The organism is Bradyrhizobium sp. CCBAU 11357, from assembly GCF_028128865.1.
Classification (GTDB): domain Bacteria; phylum Pseudomonadota; class Alphaproteobacteria; order Rhizobiales; family Xanthobacteraceae; genus Bradyrhizobium.
The window spans coordinates 33,152-48,636 of record NZ_LBJW01000103.1 but is presented as its reverse complement, the minus strand read 5'-3'; the positions used below and the strand labels follow the sequence as shown (position 1 = coordinate 48,636).

12 protein-coding genes are annotated in these 15,485 nt (G+C 66.8%); 7 read left to right on the top strand and 5 right to left on the bottom strand.

Annotated elements, in window-relative coordinates; all coding sequences use genetic code 11:
* Positions 1 to 19 precede the first annotated feature (19 nt).
* Both XI05_RS21000 and galE read right to left on the bottom strand, forming a co-directional pair.
* Positions 20 to 1,822 carry an ABC transporter ATP-binding protein gene (locus XI05_RS21000; RefSeq protein WP_271505264.1) on the bottom strand — a complete coding sequence of 601 codons (1,803 nt, stop codon included), beginning with the start codon at positions 1,820 to 1,822 and terminating at the stop codon, positions 20 to 22.
* Between the two features lie 118 nt (positions 1,823 to 1,940).
* Positions 1,941 to 2,954 carry a UDP-glucose 4-epimerase GalE gene (gene galE / locus XI05_RS20995; RefSeq protein ID WP_172785305.1) on the bottom strand — a complete coding sequence of 338 codons (1,014 nt, stop codon included), beginning with the start codon at positions 2,952 to 2,954 and terminating at the stop codon, positions 1,941 to 1,943.
* Positions 2,955 to 3,080: 126 nt separating this feature from the next.
* Here galE and XI05_RS20990 point away from each other — a divergent pair, with 126 nt between their 5' ends.
* Positions 3,081 to 4,118 (top strand): glycosyltransferase family 4 protein, encoded by a 1,038-nt coding sequence (locus XI05_RS20990; RefSeq protein ID WP_271505263.1) that lies wholly within the window; start codon positions 3,081 to 3,083, stop codon positions 4,116 to 4,118.
* 179 nt (positions 4,119 to 4,297) lie between these two features.
* Here the strand turns inward: XI05_RS20990 and waaF are convergent, their stop codons facing one another.
* Positions 4,298 to 5,404, bottom strand: a complete 1,107-nt coding sequence (gene waaF / locus XI05_RS20985; protein ID WP_271505262.1) for a lipopolysaccharide heptosyltransferase II — start codon at positions 5,402 to 5,404, stop codon at positions 4,298 to 4,300.
* Positions 5,405 to 5,562: 158 nt separating this feature from the next.
* On the opposite strand from waaF, the gene rfaD reads away from it, so the two are divergent.
* The 6 genes from rfaD to XI05_RS20955 all read left to right on the top strand — a co-directional run bounded on the left by rfaD (position 5,563) and on the right by XI05_RS20955 (position 13,492).
* Positions 5,563 to 6,543, top strand: a complete 981-nt coding sequence (gene rfaD / locus XI05_RS20980; RefSeq protein WP_271505261.1) for an ADP-glyceromanno-heptose 6-epimerase — start codon at positions 5,563 to 5,565, stop codon at positions 6,541 to 6,543.
* Between the two features lie 13 nt (positions 6,544 to 6,556).
* Positions 6,557 to 8,041 carry a D-glycero-beta-D-manno-heptose-7-phosphate kinase gene (gene rfaE1, locus XI05_RS20975; protein WP_271505260.1) on the top strand — a complete coding sequence of 495 codons (1,485 nt, stop codon included), beginning with the start codon at positions 6,557 to 6,559 and terminating at the stop codon, positions 8,039 to 8,041.
* Complete coding sequence (locus XI05_RS20970) at positions 8,038 to 9,324, top strand: O-antigen ligase family protein (protein ID WP_271505259.1); 1,287 nt, start codon at positions 8,038 to 8,040, stop codon at positions 9,322 to 9,324. The genes rfaE1 and XI05_RS20970 overlap by 4 nt, the downstream gene beginning before the upstream one ends.
* An 84-nt stretch (positions 9,325 to 9,408) precedes the next feature.
* Entirely contained in the window at positions 9,409 to 11,322 is a 1,914-nt protein-coding gene (locus tag XI05_RS20965; protein ID WP_271505258.1) for an SDR family NAD(P)-dependent oxidoreductase, read from the top strand.
* Positions 11,323 to 11,324: 2 nt separating this feature from the next.
* Positions 11,325 to 12,557 (top strand): glycosyltransferase family 4 protein, encoded by a 1,233-nt coding sequence (locus XI05_RS20960; protein ID WP_271505257.1) that lies wholly within the window; start codon positions 11,325 to 11,327, stop codon positions 12,555 to 12,557.
* On the top strand, positions 12,554 to 13,492 hold the full coding sequence (locus tag XI05_RS20955; protein WP_271505256.1) for an NAD-dependent epimerase/dehydratase family protein: 939 nt from the start codon (positions 12,554 to 12,556) through the stop codon (positions 13,490 to 13,492). Before XI05_RS20960 ends, XI05_RS20955 begins: the two co-directional genes overlap by 4 nt.
* On the opposite strand, the gene XI05_RS20950 is transcribed toward XI05_RS20955, so the two are convergent.
* Positions 13,489 to 14,508 carry an MraY family glycosyltransferase gene (locus XI05_RS20950; protein ID WP_271505255.1) on the bottom strand — a complete coding sequence of 340 codons (1,020 nt, stop codon included), beginning with the start codon at positions 14,506 to 14,508 and terminating at the stop codon, positions 13,489 to 13,491. The two genes, XI05_RS20955 and XI05_RS20950, sit on opposite strands and share 4 nt — an antisense overlap.
* Positions 14,505 to 15,464, bottom strand: a complete 960-nt coding sequence (locus tag XI05_RS20945; RefSeq protein ID WP_271505254.1) for a lysylphosphatidylglycerol synthase transmembrane domain-containing protein — start codon at positions 15,462 to 15,464, stop codon at positions 14,505 to 14,507. Before XI05_RS20945 ends, XI05_RS20950 begins: the two co-directional genes overlap by 4 nt.
* Positions 15,465 to 15,485 lie beyond the last annotated feature (21 nt).

The following is a 15,485-nucleotide window of genomic DNA, read 5'->3' as shown; positions in this document are numbered from 1 at the left end:
TCTTGAGGTGGAACGAACTTTATGCGGTTGCGCTGATCGGCGCCAGAGCGCCGGCGTCGTGATGCTGCAGGCGGAAGAACGAGGCGTAACGGCCGCCGCGGCGGAGCAGCTCATCATGCCGGCCCTGCTCGACGATCTCGCCGCCTTCGACGACCAGAATGCTGTCCGCGTGCATGATGGTGTGCAGGCGATGCGCGATCACGATGGTGGTGCGGTTCTGGCACAGATGCTCGATCGCCTCCTGTACCTGCCGCTCGGATTCGGAATCGAGCGCGGCGGTGGCTTCGTCCAGGAGGATGATCGGGGCGTTCTTGAGCAGCGCGCGCGCGACCGCAATGCGCTGGCGCTGTCCGCCCGAGAGCTGGGTGCCGTGCTCGCCGACCGGCGTGTCGTAGCCGAGCGGGAAGCCCATGATGAAGTCATGCGCGCAGGCTGCCTTCGCCGCCTCGACGATCTCGTTCTCGCTGGCGCCCGGCTTGCCGAAGGCGATGTTGTTGCGGATCGTGTCGCGGAACAGATAGACGTCCTGGCCGACATAGGCGGTCTGGGCGCGCAGCGATTTGCGTGAGACCGACGAGATCGACTGGCCGTCGATCACGATGTCGCCTTGCGTCACCTCGTAGAAGCGCAGGAGCAGCCCCAGCACGGTCGACTTGCCGCCGCCGGAGGGGCCGACCAGCGCAGTCACCTTGCCGGGCTCGGCGACGAAGCTCATGCGGTTGAGCACGGTCTCGCCCGAGCGATAGGAGAAGCTGACGTCGCGCAGCTCGATGCGGCCATCGGACAGCTTCAGCGCCGGCTTGTCGTCGTCGGACTGCTCGCTCGCGGGGCTGTCGACGACTTCGAGCAGCATGCGGGCGCCGACCAGCTGGCTGTTGAGATCGATGTTGAGGCGGGCGAGCCGCTTGGCCGGCTCGGTCGCCATCAGGAACGCGGTCATGAAGGAGAAGAACGCGCCCGGCGTGGCGTTGAGCGCGACCACGGCGTAGCCGCCGTACATCAGGCAGCCCGCGACCGCGAAGCCGCCCAGCATCTCCATCAGCGGGTTGGAGCGGTTGGCGACGCGGGCCATCTTGTTGGCGTTGCGCTCGACGACCGCGATGTTCTCGTCGATGCGCCTCTGCATGGTCTCTTCGAGCGTGAACGCCTTGACGGTGCGGATGCCCTGCAGCGACTCCTGCATGGTCTCCATGATGTCGGCAGTGCCGGTGAACTGGTTGAAGGCGAGGCCCTTGATGCGCTTGACCAGCTTGCGCAGCACCAGCATCGCCGGCGGCACCGCGACGAGGCCGATGAACGACATCAGCGGGTCCTGCCACACCATCACGCCGATCATGGCGAGCAGCATCAAGAGGTCGCGCCCGATGGCGTTGACCAGCATGTTCAGCACGTCCGTGATCGACTTTGCGCCGGCCGTCAGCCGCGCCAGGAACTCGGAGGAATGCCGCTCGGAGAAGAAGCCGACACTTTCGCGCATCAGCTTGGCGAACAGCTGGCGCTGGTTGGTGGCGAGGATCGCGTTGCTGATCTTGGTCAGGATCACCATGTGGCCGTAGGTCGCCACGCCCTTGACGAACAGCAGCGCGACCGTGATCCCAGAGAACATCGCGATGCCCGGGATGTTCTTGTCGACATAGGCTTGATTGATGACCTGTCCGAGGACGTAGGTCGCAGCAGCGGTCGCACCGGCGGCGAGGGCCATCAGCGCGAAGGCGACGAGATAGCGCCGCCAGTAGACGATTCCCTGTTCCGTGATCAGGCGGCGGATCAGGACCGCTGCCGCGTAGGGATCGTCGGTGATTTTCTTTGGAAACTGCGCCATCCGGTGTCCATTGACGGCGCAGGACAAAGCCTGCCCGCGCGTCAGGGATCGATGGGCCTCTGTGCCCGCTCAAGCCGGGTTTTTCAAGCCCAATTAAGGGCTTGCGCTTGGGATGATTCTAGGCCGAGGCGGCGTGGCGGAGCTCGCCGTGGCGCTCGCGGAACAGCTTGTCCTCCCAGGCCAGCGCATGGGCTGCGATGGTCTCGAGGTCGTCGTATTGCGGCCGCCAGTCGAGCAGGCTGCGGATGCGGCTGGTGTCGGCGACCATGGTCATGATGTCGCCGGGCCGGCGCGGGGCGTATTGCACGGCGAAGCTGCGGCCTGAAACCCGGCGCACCGCATCGATGGTCTCCAGCACCGAATAGCCGCGGCCATAGCCGCAATTGAGCGTGGTCGAGGCGCCGCCATTGCGCAGATAGGCGAGCGCCGAGCGATGCGCCTGCGACAGGTCCGTGACGTGGATGAAGTCGCGGATGCAGCTGCCGTCCGGGGTCGGATAGTCGGTGCCGAACACGTCGATCTTGGCGCGCTGGCCGGTGGCGGCTTCCACCGCGATCTTGAGCAGATGCGTGGCGCCGACGGTGGCAAGGCCAATGCGCGCCTGCGGATCGGCGCCGGCGACGTTGAAATAGCGCAGGGTTACGTATTGCATGCCGTAGGCGGCGGCGACGTCGTGCAGCATGATCTCGGTCATCAGCTTCGATGAGCCGTAGGGCGACAGCGGCCGCGTCGGCGCGTGCTCGGACACGGGCACCTGGTCCGGATTGCCGTAGACGGCAGCGGTCGAGGAAAAGATGAAGCGGCCGATGCCGCGCTTGACCGCGACGTTGAGCAGGTTGCGCGCGGTCGTGAAGTTGTTCCGGTAATAGCCGAGCGGATCGCGCATCGAATCCGGCACGACCACCGAGCCGGCGAAATGGATGATGCTCTCGATGTCGTGCTGGGCGATCACGCCTTCGAGCAGGTTCTCGTCGCCGGCGTCCCCAATGAACAGCGGCACGCCTTCGGGCAGGTAGGCCGAGAAGCCAGTGGAGAGATCGTCGATCACGACGACGTCCTCGCCGGCCTCCGCCAGCGCCAGGACCGTGTGACTTCCGATATAGCCGGCGCCGCCGGTGACTAGCACAGTCATGATCTCACCCGTCTTCGATCAACGCGCAAGGCTAGCGCTTGCGTGGTGAAGAGGGGGTATCGGCGCGCCTGAACTGGTCACTATGCTTAATGTTGCGTATAGGGACTTTGCGAAACGGAGTGTGACGTGGCGAATTCCCAGGGCGATCTCGAAGTGATCGTGCCAAATCTGCACAGGCGCTATTCCGGCGTCACCGCGACCAACCGGATGGTGGCGCCGCGGCTGGCAAAGCTGTACCGCGCCGCCTGGTTCGGCTCCGACGCGCCGGAAGGGATCGCGCGCCTCGACGTTGCCGATTTTCTCAAGCTCTGGCGCCGCAAGGCGCCGCTGATCTGGCACGCGCGCCGCAACAACGAGATGATCGCCGGCGTCGTGCTGCGCGCGCTCGGCTGGCCGCTCAAGCTCGTGTTCACCTCGGCAGCGCAGCGGCATCACAGCTGGATCACGCGCTGGCTGATCCGGCGCATGGACGCGATCATCGCAACATCGGATCTCTCGGCCTCGTTCCTGAAGGTGAAGGCGACGGTGATTCCGCACGGCGTCGACACCGATGTCTATGCGCCGCCGGCCGATCGCACTGCCGCCTTCGCCGAAGCCGCTCTGCCGGGCCGCTACGCCATCGGCTGCTTCGGCCGCGTGCGCGCGCAGAAGGGCACCGATGTGTTCGTCGATGCGATGTGCCGCTTGCTGCCGCGCTATCCGGATTTCACCGCTGTCATCGTCGGCCAAGTGACGCCGGAGCAGACGCCCTTCGCCAACGACCTGAAGAAGCGCATCGAGGCAGCCGGCCTGCAATCGCGCATCGTCATCACCGGCGAGCTGCCGATCGAAGCGGTGCAGCGCTGGTACCAGCGGCTGACGATCTACGCCTTCACCTCACGCAACGAAGGCTTTGGGCTGACGCTGATCGAGGCAATGGCCGCGGGCAGCGCGTTGGTCGCCGCACGCGCCGGCGCGGCCGAGCTCGTCGTCGAGGATGGTGTCACCGGCGTGCTGATCCCGACTGGTGATGCCGACGCGCTTGCTGCGGCGCTCGAGCTGCTGATGCGCGATGTGGCCGCGGCGACCGCGATGGGTGAGCGCGGGCGGGCGCGGGTGCTCGAGAAGTTCAGCCTCGACGCTGAAGCGGCGCGCATCGGCGCGGTGTATCGGCCGCTGCTCTGAGCACAGCTCCTGGGTCCAAAACAAAAACTGCGAAAACAACCCCATGCACCGTAGGCGGGGTCAGCAAAATCAATGGCTTGGCAAGAGAGCTCGATCTATTGCGGATTTTTCGAATCGCATTTTGACTCGTCGGGCAAAACAGTGGCAGGATGTCATCATTGCCGCGAGCCCCGATCGGCTCAGCTGGTCACCCTCGCCCCCGTCTCCGCCAGCACCCGCTGCGCAATCCCCACCACCTCGCTCGCCGCGATATTCCGCATGCAGCGGTGGTCGTTGATCTTGCACACCGTGCTCTGGCAGGGCTGGCAGGACAGCGCTTCCTTGTCCTGCACCAGTGTCGCGGCGAGGCCGTTGAGCGGGGCCCAGAGGTAGGGGCTGGTGGGACCGAAGATGCCCATGGTCGGCGTGCCCAGGGCGGCTGCGATGTGCATCAGGCCGGAATCGTTGGAGATGGCAACGCCGGCCGCGGCCATGGCAAGGACGCCGTTGCGCAGATCGGTGCCGGTGAGGTCACGCACCCCAGGGCCGCCAGCGGTCCCAGGGCCGCCAGCGGTCCCCGGGCCGCCGGCGGCGACGATCTCCTGGGCAAGCCCCTTTTCGGCGGGGCCGCCGACCACCCAGACCTCGAGGCCGCGGTCGACCAGCAGGCGGGCAGCTTCGGGATAATAGGTCCAGCGCTTTGAAACGCCGACCGAGCCTGGGGCGAGCGCCACCGCGGCGCGGGCGCTGAGGCCATTGGCCTCGCGCCAGCGGGCGATGTCCTCGGCCGGAACGCGCAGTTGCGGCACCGGCCATTCCGCCGGCAGGGGCGCGCCGTCGGGCTGGGCGAGGGCGGCGTTCTTGTCGATGAAGCGGGGCAGCTTCTTCTCGCCCCAGCGCCAGCGGTTCAGCAGGCCGAACCGGAACTCGCCGACGAAACCGACCCGTTCGGGAATGCCGGCCAGCGCCGGCGCGATCGCCGCCTTCCAGGTCCGGGGCAGCACCAGGGCAGTGCCGTAGTTCCGTTTCCGAAGCAGCCCTGCCAAGCCGAACTGGCGTGCGACGGCCAGCCGGCCGCGCGGCATGTCCCAGACGATGCCGGCGCGCACCCCGGGCATGTAATCGACCAGCGGGGCGCACAGGGACGTGGTGAGGAGATCGACCGGCCGGTTCGGCCAGCGCTCCTTCAGGACCCGCACGACGGTGTGATTCCGCACGAAATCGCCGATCCACATGTAGGGAACGATCAGGATCGGGCGCGTGTCGCTCCGGTCTGCATCACCACCAAGTTGCGAATCAATGTTCATTCGTTATTAGGACCGAAGACGTGCCGATATGGCGGCTCGGTTAGCCGCTCCGGGCCGGCAGGTAAAGCCGGCAGAAGAGCAATCCCAAAACCGCTTACACTTTGGCGGATCATGCGCTACGGCAGGATCGGGCACTTAAAATCGGGCAGGTAGGTGGAATGTTGCTGGTGACCGGCGGGGCCGGTTTTATCGGATCGAATGTCGTGGCCGCGCTGAACGAGGCCGGCCGCAGCGACGTCGTGGTCTGCGATTTCCTCGGAACCGAAGGCAAATGGCGCAACCTCGCCAAGCGGCAGCTTGTGGATATCGTGCCCCCCGCCGAGCTGATGGACTGGCTGAAGGACCGCAAGCTCGAGGCCGTGATCCATCTCGGGGCGATTTCCGCAACCACAGCGACCGACGGCGACCTCGTCATCGAGACCAATTTCCGCCTGTCGATGCGCCTTCTGGACTGGTGCACGATGAATGCGGTGCCGTTCATCTACGCGTCCTCGGCGGCGACCTATGGCGACGGCACGGAAGGCTTCGACGACGATGCCTCGCTGCCGGCGCTGAAGAAGTTGCGGCCGATGAATCTCTACGGCTGGAGCAAGCACCTGTTCGATCTCGCGGTCGCCGAACGAGTGGCGCGCGGCGACCGGCTCCCGCCGCAATGGGCCGGCCTGAAATTCTTCAACGTGTTCGGCCCGAACGAATATCACAAGGGCTCGATGATGAGCGTGCTGGCGCGGCGCTTCGACGACGTGAGGGCTGGTCGCGTCGTGCAGCTGTTCAAGTCGCATCGCGAGGGCATCGAGGACGGCGATCAGCGTCGCGATTTCATCTATGTCGACGACGTCGTGCGCGTCGTCCTGTGGCTGCTGGCGACGCCGTCGGTGTCCGGCCTGTTCAACGTCGGCACCGGCAAGGCGCGCAGCTTCAAGGACCTCATGCTGGCTGCCTATGCCGCACTCGGCGCCAAGCCCAACATCGAATACATCGACATGCCCGAGCAGATCCGCGACAGCTACCAGTATTTCACCCAGAGCGAGGTCGATCGTCTGCTCCGCGCCGGCTATAACGGCGGCTTCACGACGCTCGAGGACGCGGTGAAGGCCTATGTCGGGGATTATCTCGACCGGCCCGACCGCTTTCGCTGAGGCCCTGTAGACCATGCCGACGCCCATTCTCGATTTCGATGCCCTCGCGCAAGCCATCTCAGGCCGCACGGTGCTGTGCATCGGCGACATCATGCTGGACGAGTTCGTCTACGGCGAGGTGTCGCGGATCTCGCCGGAGGCGCCGGCGCCTGTCATCGCCGCCCAGCGCAGCGAGATCCACGTCGGCGGCGCCGGCAACGTCGCGCGCAACGTCGCTTCGCTCGGCGCGCGCTGCATCTTCGTCGGCCTCATCGGCGAGGACGATGCCGGTGCGCGGCTCGCGGCCGCGCTCGATGATCAAACCGGCATCGAAAGCGTGCTGGTGCGCGACGCCTCGCGGCCGACCACGCGAAAAGTCCGTTTCGTCTCCGAGCATTTTTCCACGCACATGCTGCGCGCGGATTGGGAGCAGGCGCTGGCTGCGTCCGACGACGTCGAAACGAAATTGATCGACGCGATCCTGCCGCAGATCGCGCGCGCCGACATCGTGCTGCTGTCCGACTACGCCAAGGGCGTGCTGACGGCGCGCGTGATCCGCCACACCATCGATGCCGCCCGCAAGCTCGGCAAGCCCGTGATCGTCGATCCCAAGAGCCTGAACTGGGCGATCTATCGCGGCGCCACGCTGCTCACGCCGAACCGCAAGGAGTTTTCGGAAGCAACCCGCAGCCGCGCCGAAACGGTGCAGAGCATCGTCGAGGCCAGCGAGGACGTGATGCGGCTCGCCGATTGCGAGGCGATCCTGGTGACGCAGGGCGAGCGCGGCATGACGCTGGTGCCGCGGAATGGCGGGGCGGTTCACGTGCCGGCCGTCCCGGTGAAGGTGCGCGACGTCTCCGGCGCCGGTGACACCGTCGCCGCAGCGCTTGCGGTCTCGCTCGCGGCCGGCGCGGACTGGGACACGGCGCTGCGCATGGCCAATGCCGCCGCCGCCGTCGCCGTCGGCAAGCAGGGCACCGCCAGCGTCAGCGCGGCCGAGCTGCGACGCAAGATCCTGCCGCATGCGACGCTCGCGGCCGAGGAGAAGATCGTGCTCGATCCGGCCGCGCTCGACGCGCAGCTCGCCGAATGGAAAAGGCAGGGCCTTCGCGTCGGCTTCACCAATGGCTGTTTCGACATCCTCCATCCCGGTCACGTCAAGGTGCTGACCGCCGCGCGCGCCGCCTGCGATCGCCTGATCGTGGGACTCAACAGCGACGCCTCGGTGCGGCGGCTGAAGGGGGCCGATCGTCCGGTCCAGGACGAGCGCGCGCGTGCCGAGGTGCTCGCAGCGCTTGAGGCCGTCGATCTCGTCGTCATCTTCGCGGAAGACACGCCGATCGACCTCATCACCAGGATCAAGCCCGGGGTGCTGGTGAAGGGCGGTGACTACACCCGCGAGCAGGTCGTCGGCCACGAGGTGGTCGAGGCCGCGGGCGGGGTGGTCGTGCTGGTCGACATCCTCCAAGGCTTCAGCACGACGGCGCTGGTGCATCGCGCCCGGGGAGGGAACAATTGACGGCGCTCGCACGGGAATCGACCAGTGAAATGTTGCATCGCCGTCTTCGCAGCCCGGCTGCCTGGCGCGAGACCGTCGATCTGTTTGCGATCCTGACCGCGGCCTCGCTGCCCTGGTCGACGTCGCTTGCCGGCATCTTCAACGCGCTGATGCTGCTCTGCATGGTGCCGTTTCTCGACGTTCCCGCGTTCCTGCAATCGCTGAAGCGCCCGATCTGCGTCGCGCCGATCGCACTCTTCGCTCTCGCGCTGCTGGGGACGCTGTGGTCGGACGCAGCCTGGGGCGTCCGCCTCCACGCGGTCAGTCCGACCGTGAAGCTGCTCGTGCTGCCGGTCCTGCTCTACCATTTCGAGCGCTCGCCGCGGGGCAGGTGGGTGTTCGTCGCCTTCCTGGTATCCTGTGCGCTGTTGTCGGTGATGTCCTGGCTGGTCGCCTTCTATCCGAACCTCACGCTCAAGACCGACCCCTTGGAGCGCGGTATTTTCGTCAAGAACTACATCGACCAGAGCCAGGAATTCGCGCTCTGCGCCGTCGCGCTTGCCTATCCGATCGTGATGCTGTTGCGCGAGAAGCGCTATTGGCTCGCCGGGCTGCTGACGGCGCTGGCGCTGAGCTTCTTCATCAACATGACGTTTGTGGTGGTGTCACGCACCGCGCTCGTCACCGTTCCGATCATGTTCGGGGTGTTTGCACTGCTTCATCTCAAATGGCGCAGTATCGCGCTCATTTCTGTCGCCTTGCTCGTCGCCGCAATTCTCGCCTGGCAGGCCTCGCCGTATTTGCGTCATACCGCCGAGCGGTTTTCCGACGACTACGCCCGCTACATGGAGAGAGGCGAGCCGACCTCGCTCGGGCTGCGGCTCGAATTCTGGCGGAAATCGCTCGGCTTCTTCGCGGAGGCGCCGATCATAGGGCACGGCACCGGCTCCACGCGCGGATTGTTCGAGCGCGTCGCGACGCCCGCCGGTCAGTACCAGGCGTCCGCCGAAGTGATCGGCAACCCCCACAATCAGACGCTGAACGTCGCCGTGCAATGGGGCGTGATCGGCGTCGCAGTCCTCTACGCGATCTGGATCCTGCATCTGCTGTTGTTCCGGGGCGACGGGCTTGCCACCTGGATCGGGCTCCTGGTCGTGGTGCAGAACGTCTTCACCTCGCTGTTCAACTCGCATTTGTTCGACTTCCACGAGGGCTGGATGTACGTCATCGGCGTCGGCGTTGCCGGCGGCATGGTGATCCGGGCACAACAGGCCGGGGCGAAGATGGGCGAAGGCGGTCCCTGAGCGGCCGCGCGGCTGGCAAGTCTTGTCCAGATGGGCTATCAGCGCGGTCAGGTTGTATCTAACTGGGTCTTCATCGGTCGGCGGATGACGCGTTTTTCGCATCTCACCTTGCGCAATTTCCTGATCGCGCTCCACGACCTGCTCGCGACCGCGGCGGCGCTTTTTGCCGCGTTCTATCTGCGATTCGAGGGCGGCGACGGCTTCTTCGACCGCCTGCCGCTGCTGTTCCAGATCCTGCCCTACTTCCTCGCCTTCAGCGTGGTGGTGTTTTTCATCTTCAACCTGACCACGACGAAATGGCGCTTCATTTCGCTGCCTGACGCGCTGAACATCATCCGCGTCGCGACGGTGCTGACGGTCGCCCTGCTCGTGCTCGACTACATCTTCGTCGCCCCCAATGTCCGCGGCGCCTTTTTCCTCGGCAAGGTGACGATCGTCCTCTACTGGTTCCTGGAGATCTCCTTCCTCAGCGCGCTGCGCATGGCCTACCGCTACTTCCGCTATACGCGCGTGCGCCGCCATGCGAGGACCGATGATGCTGCGCCGACCTTGCTGATCGGCCGCGCCGCGGATGCCGAGGTGCTGCTGCGCGGAATCGAGAGCGGGGCGATCAAGCGGATCTGGCCGGTCGGCGTGCTGTCGCCGTCGAGCTCCGACCGCGGCCAGTTCATCCGCACCGTGCCGGTGCTGGGCGGTATCGACGACGTCGAGGACGTCATCGCCGATTTCGCCAAGCGCAACAAGCCGATCGCGCGCCTCGTCATGACGCCGTCGGCGTTCGAGCCGGAAGCTCGTCCGGAATCGATCCTGATGCGGGCGCGCAAGCTGGGCGTGATCGTCAACCGGATGCCCTCGCTGGAGAGCGGCGACACGCCGCGGCTCACGGCGGTCGCGGTCGAGGACCTCCTGCTGCGGCCGAGCGAGAAGATCGACTATGCGCGCCTCGAGGCCCTGATCAGGGGCAAGGCCGTGCTCGTCACCGGTGGCGGCGGCTCGATCGGCTCGGAGATCTGCGAGCGCGTCGTGGCCTTCGGCGCCGCGCGGCTCCTGATCGTGGAGAACTCGGAGCCGGCGCTCTACGCGATCACCGAAGCGCTCGCCGCTCGCGGGACGGCGGCCGCGATCGAAGCCCGGATTGCCGACATTCGCGATCGCGAGCGCATCATGCGCTTGATGGCGGAGTTCAAGCCGGACATCGTATTCCACGCCGCGGCGCTCAAGCACGTTCCGATCCTCGAACGCGACTGGAGCGAAGGCGTCAAGACCAACATCTTCGGCTCGATCAACGTTGCCGATGCCGCCGTGGCGGCCGGCGCCGAGGCGATGGTGATGATCTCGACCGACAAGGCGATCGAGCCGGTGTCGATGCTCGGCCTGACCAAGCGCTTCGCGGAGATGTACTGCCAGGCGCTGGATCACGACCTCGCCGCCGGCGCGCGCGGGGGCAGGCCGCCGATGCGGCTGATCTCGGTGCGGTTCGGCAACGTGCTGGCCTCGAACGGCTCGGTGGTGCCGAAGTTCAAGGCCCAGATCGAGGCCGGCGGCCCGGTGACCGTCACGCATCCCGAGATGGTGCGCTACTTCATGACCATCCGCGAGGCCTGCGATCTCGTGATCACCGCGGCGACGCATGCGCTCGGAACGCAGCGTGGCGAGGTCTCCGTCTACGTGCTCAACATGGGCCAGCCGGTGAAGATCGTCGATCTCGCAGAGCGCATGATCCGCCTGTCGGGGCTGCAGCCCGGCTACGACATCGAGATCGTGTTCACCGGCATGCGCCCGGGCGAACGCCTGCACGAGATCCTGTTCGCTTCGGAGGAGCCGACCCGCGAGATCGGGGTCGCCGGAATCATGGCCGCGCAGCCGAACGAACCGCCGATGCAGACGCTGCGCAAATGGATTGCGGCGCTGGAGCAGGCGATCGCGCGCGACGATCGCGCCACCATCAGGACCATTCTCAAGGACGCCGTCCCCGAATTCGGGTCGACCGCGGCCTGACCATGCAGCCGCAAGACAAGATCGCTGGCAAGATCGTCGTCGCGAGCCAGCACTACCCGCCTGACCCGAGCACGACGGCGGCGATCATGGCCGAGATCGCCTGCCGTCTCGCCGCCGAGCACGAGGTCGTGGTGCTCTCGGGCTCGCCGGGCGCATTGCCGACGGCGCAGACCGGCCCGGGCAAGCCGCGCGTCGTCGTGGTCAGGAACAGGATGGCGGGCAAGGCGGCACTGGTGCGGCGCGCCGCCTCCGAGCTGTTGTTCGCAGTGCGCACGTTCCTCGCGTTGGTGCGGGAGCTGAGGCGAGGGGACGTCGTGCTCACGGTCACCGCGCCGTTCATGCTGCCTTATGCGGTGGCGGCGGCGGCACAGGTGAAGGGCGCGCGCTCGGCGCTGATCATGCACGACCTGTTTCCCGACGTGTTGGTGATGGCCGGCCTGTTGAAGCCCCGCTCCGTCGTGACGCGGACGATGCGCGCCGCCAACGGCCTGATGTTCCGTGCCCTCAACGCCGTCATCACCATCGGCCGTGACGCCGAGCGGCCGCTGCTCAGCTATTCCGGGATGAGGCGGAACAAGATCCGCTTCATCCCGAACTGGGCCACGCTCGTGCCCGCGCCGCGGCCGGTCACGCCGGACAATCCGTTCCGCAAGGCAATTCCGGCGCGCTTCATCGTCGGCCTGTCGGGCAATCTCGGCTTCACCCACGATCCCGAGATCGTGTTCGAAGCGGCGCGGCTTCTGAAGGACGAGGCGGACATTCACTTCCTGCTGTCCGGCTGGGGCATCGGCTTCGAGCGGCTGAAGCAGTTGCAGGCGGCCGCGAACCTCGCCAATGTCTCCTTTGTCGGGCGCGTCGAGGATTCCGAGCTCGAAGCGTTCCTGGCCTCCGCCGATCTCTGGATCATTCCGTACCGGAAGAACGTTGCGGGCGTGTCGGTGCCGAGCCGGTTCTACAATCTGCTGGCGGTCGGCCGTCCCGTGGTGCTGGTGTCCGAGCCGGAGGCCGAGGCCGCGTTGACGGTGGTGGAGAGCAGGCTCGGCTGGGTGGTGCCGCCGGGCCGTGCCGACCTGCTCGCCGAAGCGATCCGCGCCGCGTTCCGTTCCGACGACGGCGCCATCGCGGCGCGGGCGGTGAAGGCAGCATCGCGGTTCGACAGGACCAACGCGATGAACGCCTATGCCGCGCTGATCGACGAATTGTTGCGTAACCCGGACCTGTCGGAGCAACGATGAGCGAGCGTAGACCGGTCGTGCTGGTGACGGGAGCGAGCGGCTTCGTCGGCCGTCATCTCGTGCCGGCGCTCGAGGGCGCGGGATGGTCGGTCCGCCGTGCGGTCCGCGGCCCGGCAGGCGTCGATGGCGAGGTCGTGATCGAGACGATCGGTCCCGAGACCGACTGGCAGGCGGCGCTCGAAGGCGTCGACGCCGTCATCCATCTGGCCGCGCGCGTGCACCACAAGCACGAGGAGCACGCGGTCCAGCTCTACCGCAACGTCAACATCGCCGGCACGCTGCATTTGGCGCGCTGCGCGGCGGCGGCCGGCGTGCGCCAATTCGTCTTCATCAGCACCGTTCTCGTGCACGGCCGCAGCAATGAAGGCCGCGCGCCGTTCAGCGAAAGCGACGTGCTGACGCCGCGCGGCCTCTACGGCATGTCCAAGGCCGCGGCCGAGGCCGGCCTGAGGACGCTGGCGCGCGACAGCGACATGAAGATCACGGTGATCCGGCCGCCGTTGGTCTATGGCGCCGGGGCCAAGGGCAATTTCGCGCTGCTGACGCGTGCGGTGAGCCTGGGGCTGCCGCTGCCCTTTGCGGCGATCCGCAACCAGCGCGCCTTCCTTGCCGTGCAGAACCTGTCGTCGTTCATCCTGCGCCGGCTCAGCCATCCTGATCCCACGAGCAATTTCGAGATCTTCCTGGTGGCCGATCGGGAACAGGTCTCGACGCCCGAATTCATCAGGCGCCTGGCCATTGCGTCCGGCAAGAACCCGGTTCTGTTCGGCATGCCGCCGAGACTGCTCGCGACGCTGCTCAGCGTGATGGGCCGGCAGGATACGCATGACAGCCTGATCGGCTCGCTCGAGCTCGACGTCTCCAAGGCGCTCGCGACCGGCTGGCAGCCGCAGGTCTCGCTCGACGAGGGGCTGCGGCAGGCGCTGGCGGCCTAGGACGCCTGAGGGCGGGAGAAGCGCCACAGCAGGAGGGCGACCGCACCCGCGCCTGCAAGCAAGGCGAGGATCGTGATCGCCGTCGAATCGGTGCGAACGGTCGCGACGGCGAGCAGGGCCAGCACGAGATTGAGCGCGAATGCTTCGCCGACGACCCGCTTGACCGTGAACCCGTTGTCGGTTGCACGCTGATAAAAGTGGGTGCGGTGCGCCGACCAGAACGGCTCGCGCCGGATGATGCGCCGAAACAGCGTGATGGTGGAATCTGCAAGATAATAGGCTGGCAGCAGCAGCGCCGCGGCCGGCTCTCCCCGAAACGCGAGCTCCAAAAGGCACCAGCCGAGCAGCAGGCCGATCGGCAGGCTGCCGACATCGCCCAGGAAGACTTTTGCGACCGGACGGTTGAACGGCGCAAAGCCGAGCATGGCGCCGCATAGCGCGGTGGCGACCAGCACGGCCGGCCATGAGAGATGCCCGAGCATTCCCAGCAGCAGCAGCGCGGCGGTGACCGGCACGACCTCCGCCACCGTCATCAGGTCGAGCCCGTCCATGAAGTTGACGAGGTTCACGAACCAGACGCCGGCAAGCACGACGAGGCCGCGCTCCAGCGCAAGCGGCAGTGTCGGCACGATGCGCGCGGTCTCGGGCGCGGTGAACACCACCGCGCCGACGCAGGCGGCCTGCAGCACCAGCCGCACCAGCACGGGCAGCGACACGATGTCGTCGGCGAAGCCGACCAGGGCGATCACGATTGTCGCAGCGACCAGCGCCGGCGGGATCGCGACATTGGCCGAGACCCCCCACAGCGAGGCGACGATCAGCGTCGCGGCGATCACCGCGATGCCCGCGCCCTGCGGGGTCGGGATGCGATGCGAGGACCGCGCATTCGGCCGCGCCAGCGCGTAGCGCTGCAGCAGGGGCCGGCTGGTCCAGGTGACGAGCGCCGAGATCAGCGCGGCGGCGGCAACGGCAATTAGCAGGGCCGCGCCGGCGAGCGCATCGGCAGCCGAGCTCACTCCCGCGCTCCGATCGGGGTCGACCCTTGCGCGGCTTTCTCCGCGCTGAGGATCCAGACCAGACCGCCGACTGCCCCGACGATGAAGAACACGGCGCCGAACAGCAGCGAGACGTTGACGCCCTCGTTGGCGGAAAGCCCCGCAAAGCCGAACGCAAGGCTCATCGTGGCTTCACGCACGCCCCAGCCGGCGATCGAGATCGGCATCATCGTGATCAGCATCACCGGCGGCACGAGCAGAAAGACGTCGCTGAAACGAACCGGAGCCGCAATGGACTGCACGACGCACCAGGCGGTGACGACGGCGAGCACGTGAACGAGGACCGACAGGATCGCGATGAGGGGGCCGCGGGTACGGCTGAAGATCACGCGATTGGCGATGACGGCGCAGGCGTGAATGTGGTGCGTTGCCCACCAGGTCTTCAGCCAGCGCCATTTCAGCGCGCCGAAGATCAGGAAGCCGACGCCGGCGGTGAGCGCCAGGAGGTCGATGAGCAGCAGCGCCGAGCGCCCGTGCGGATCGGTGATGAGGGTGTAGCTCCAGGGCAGGCTCGCGACGATCACGATCGCGAGCGCGATGAGGCCGATGGCGCGGTCGACGAAGATCGAGTAGGTCGCGGCGCGCCAGCCGGCGCCGGCGCGTGCGACCAGCCACAGCCGCACCGCATCGCCGCCGATCGCCGACGGCAGGGTCTGGTTGAAGAACGAGCCGATCACGTTGTAGCGCATGGCGCGGCCGAGCTCGAGCGGCGCGCCGCAGACGGCGCTGATCTCGCGCCAGCGCAGCACGCCGACGAAGATCTGCAGGAACGTGACCGCGATCGCCATACCGATCCAGAACAGGCTGGTCACGGTGAAGCGGGAAAACAGCTCGGACAGGTCGACCTTGCGCAGCGCCAGATAGAGCAGCGCCACGGAGATCAGGATTTTGGCCGTCGACAACAGGATTCGGCGCATCTCGTCCGCATGAACAGGGTT

What these genes read in the sequence shown, in the direction of transcription:
- XI05_RS20945 (WP_271505254.1), bottom strand. Translation starts at nt 15,464, where the DNA reads ATGCGCCGAATCCTGTTGTCGACGGCCAAAATCCTGATCTCCGTGGCG.
- galE (WP_172785305.1), bottom strand. Translation starts at nt 2,954, where the DNA reads ATGACTGTGCTAGTCACCGGCGGCGCCGGCTATATCGGAAGTCACACG.
- XI05_RS20960 (WP_271505257.1), top strand. Translation starts at nt 11,325, where the DNA reads ATGCAGCCGCAAGACAAGATCGCTGGCAAGATCGTCGTCGCGAGCCAG.
- rfaD (WP_271505261.1), top strand. Translation starts at nt 5,563, where the DNA reads ATGTTGCTGGTGACCGGCGGGGCCGGTTTTATCGGATCGAATGTCGTG.
- XI05_RS20955 (WP_271505256.1), top strand. Translation starts at nt 12,554, where the DNA reads ATGAGCGAGCGTAGACCGGTCGTGCTGGTGACGGGAGCGAGCGGCTTC.
- XI05_RS20965 (WP_271505258.1), top strand. Translation starts at nt 9,409, where the DNA reads ATGACGCGTTTTTCGCATCTCACCTTGCGCAATTTCCTGATCGCGCTC.
- XI05_RS21000 (WP_271505264.1), bottom strand. Translation starts at nt 1,822, where the DNA reads ATGGCGCAGTTTCCAAAGAAAATCACCGACGATCCCTACGCGGCAGCG.
- rfaE1 (WP_271505260.1), top strand. Translation starts at nt 6,557, where the DNA reads ATGCCGACGCCCATTCTCGATTTCGATGCCCTCGCGCAAGCCATCTCA.
- waaF (WP_271505262.1), bottom strand. Translation starts at nt 5,404, where the DNA reads ATGAACATTGATTCGCAACTTGGTGGTGATGCAGACCGGAGCGACACG.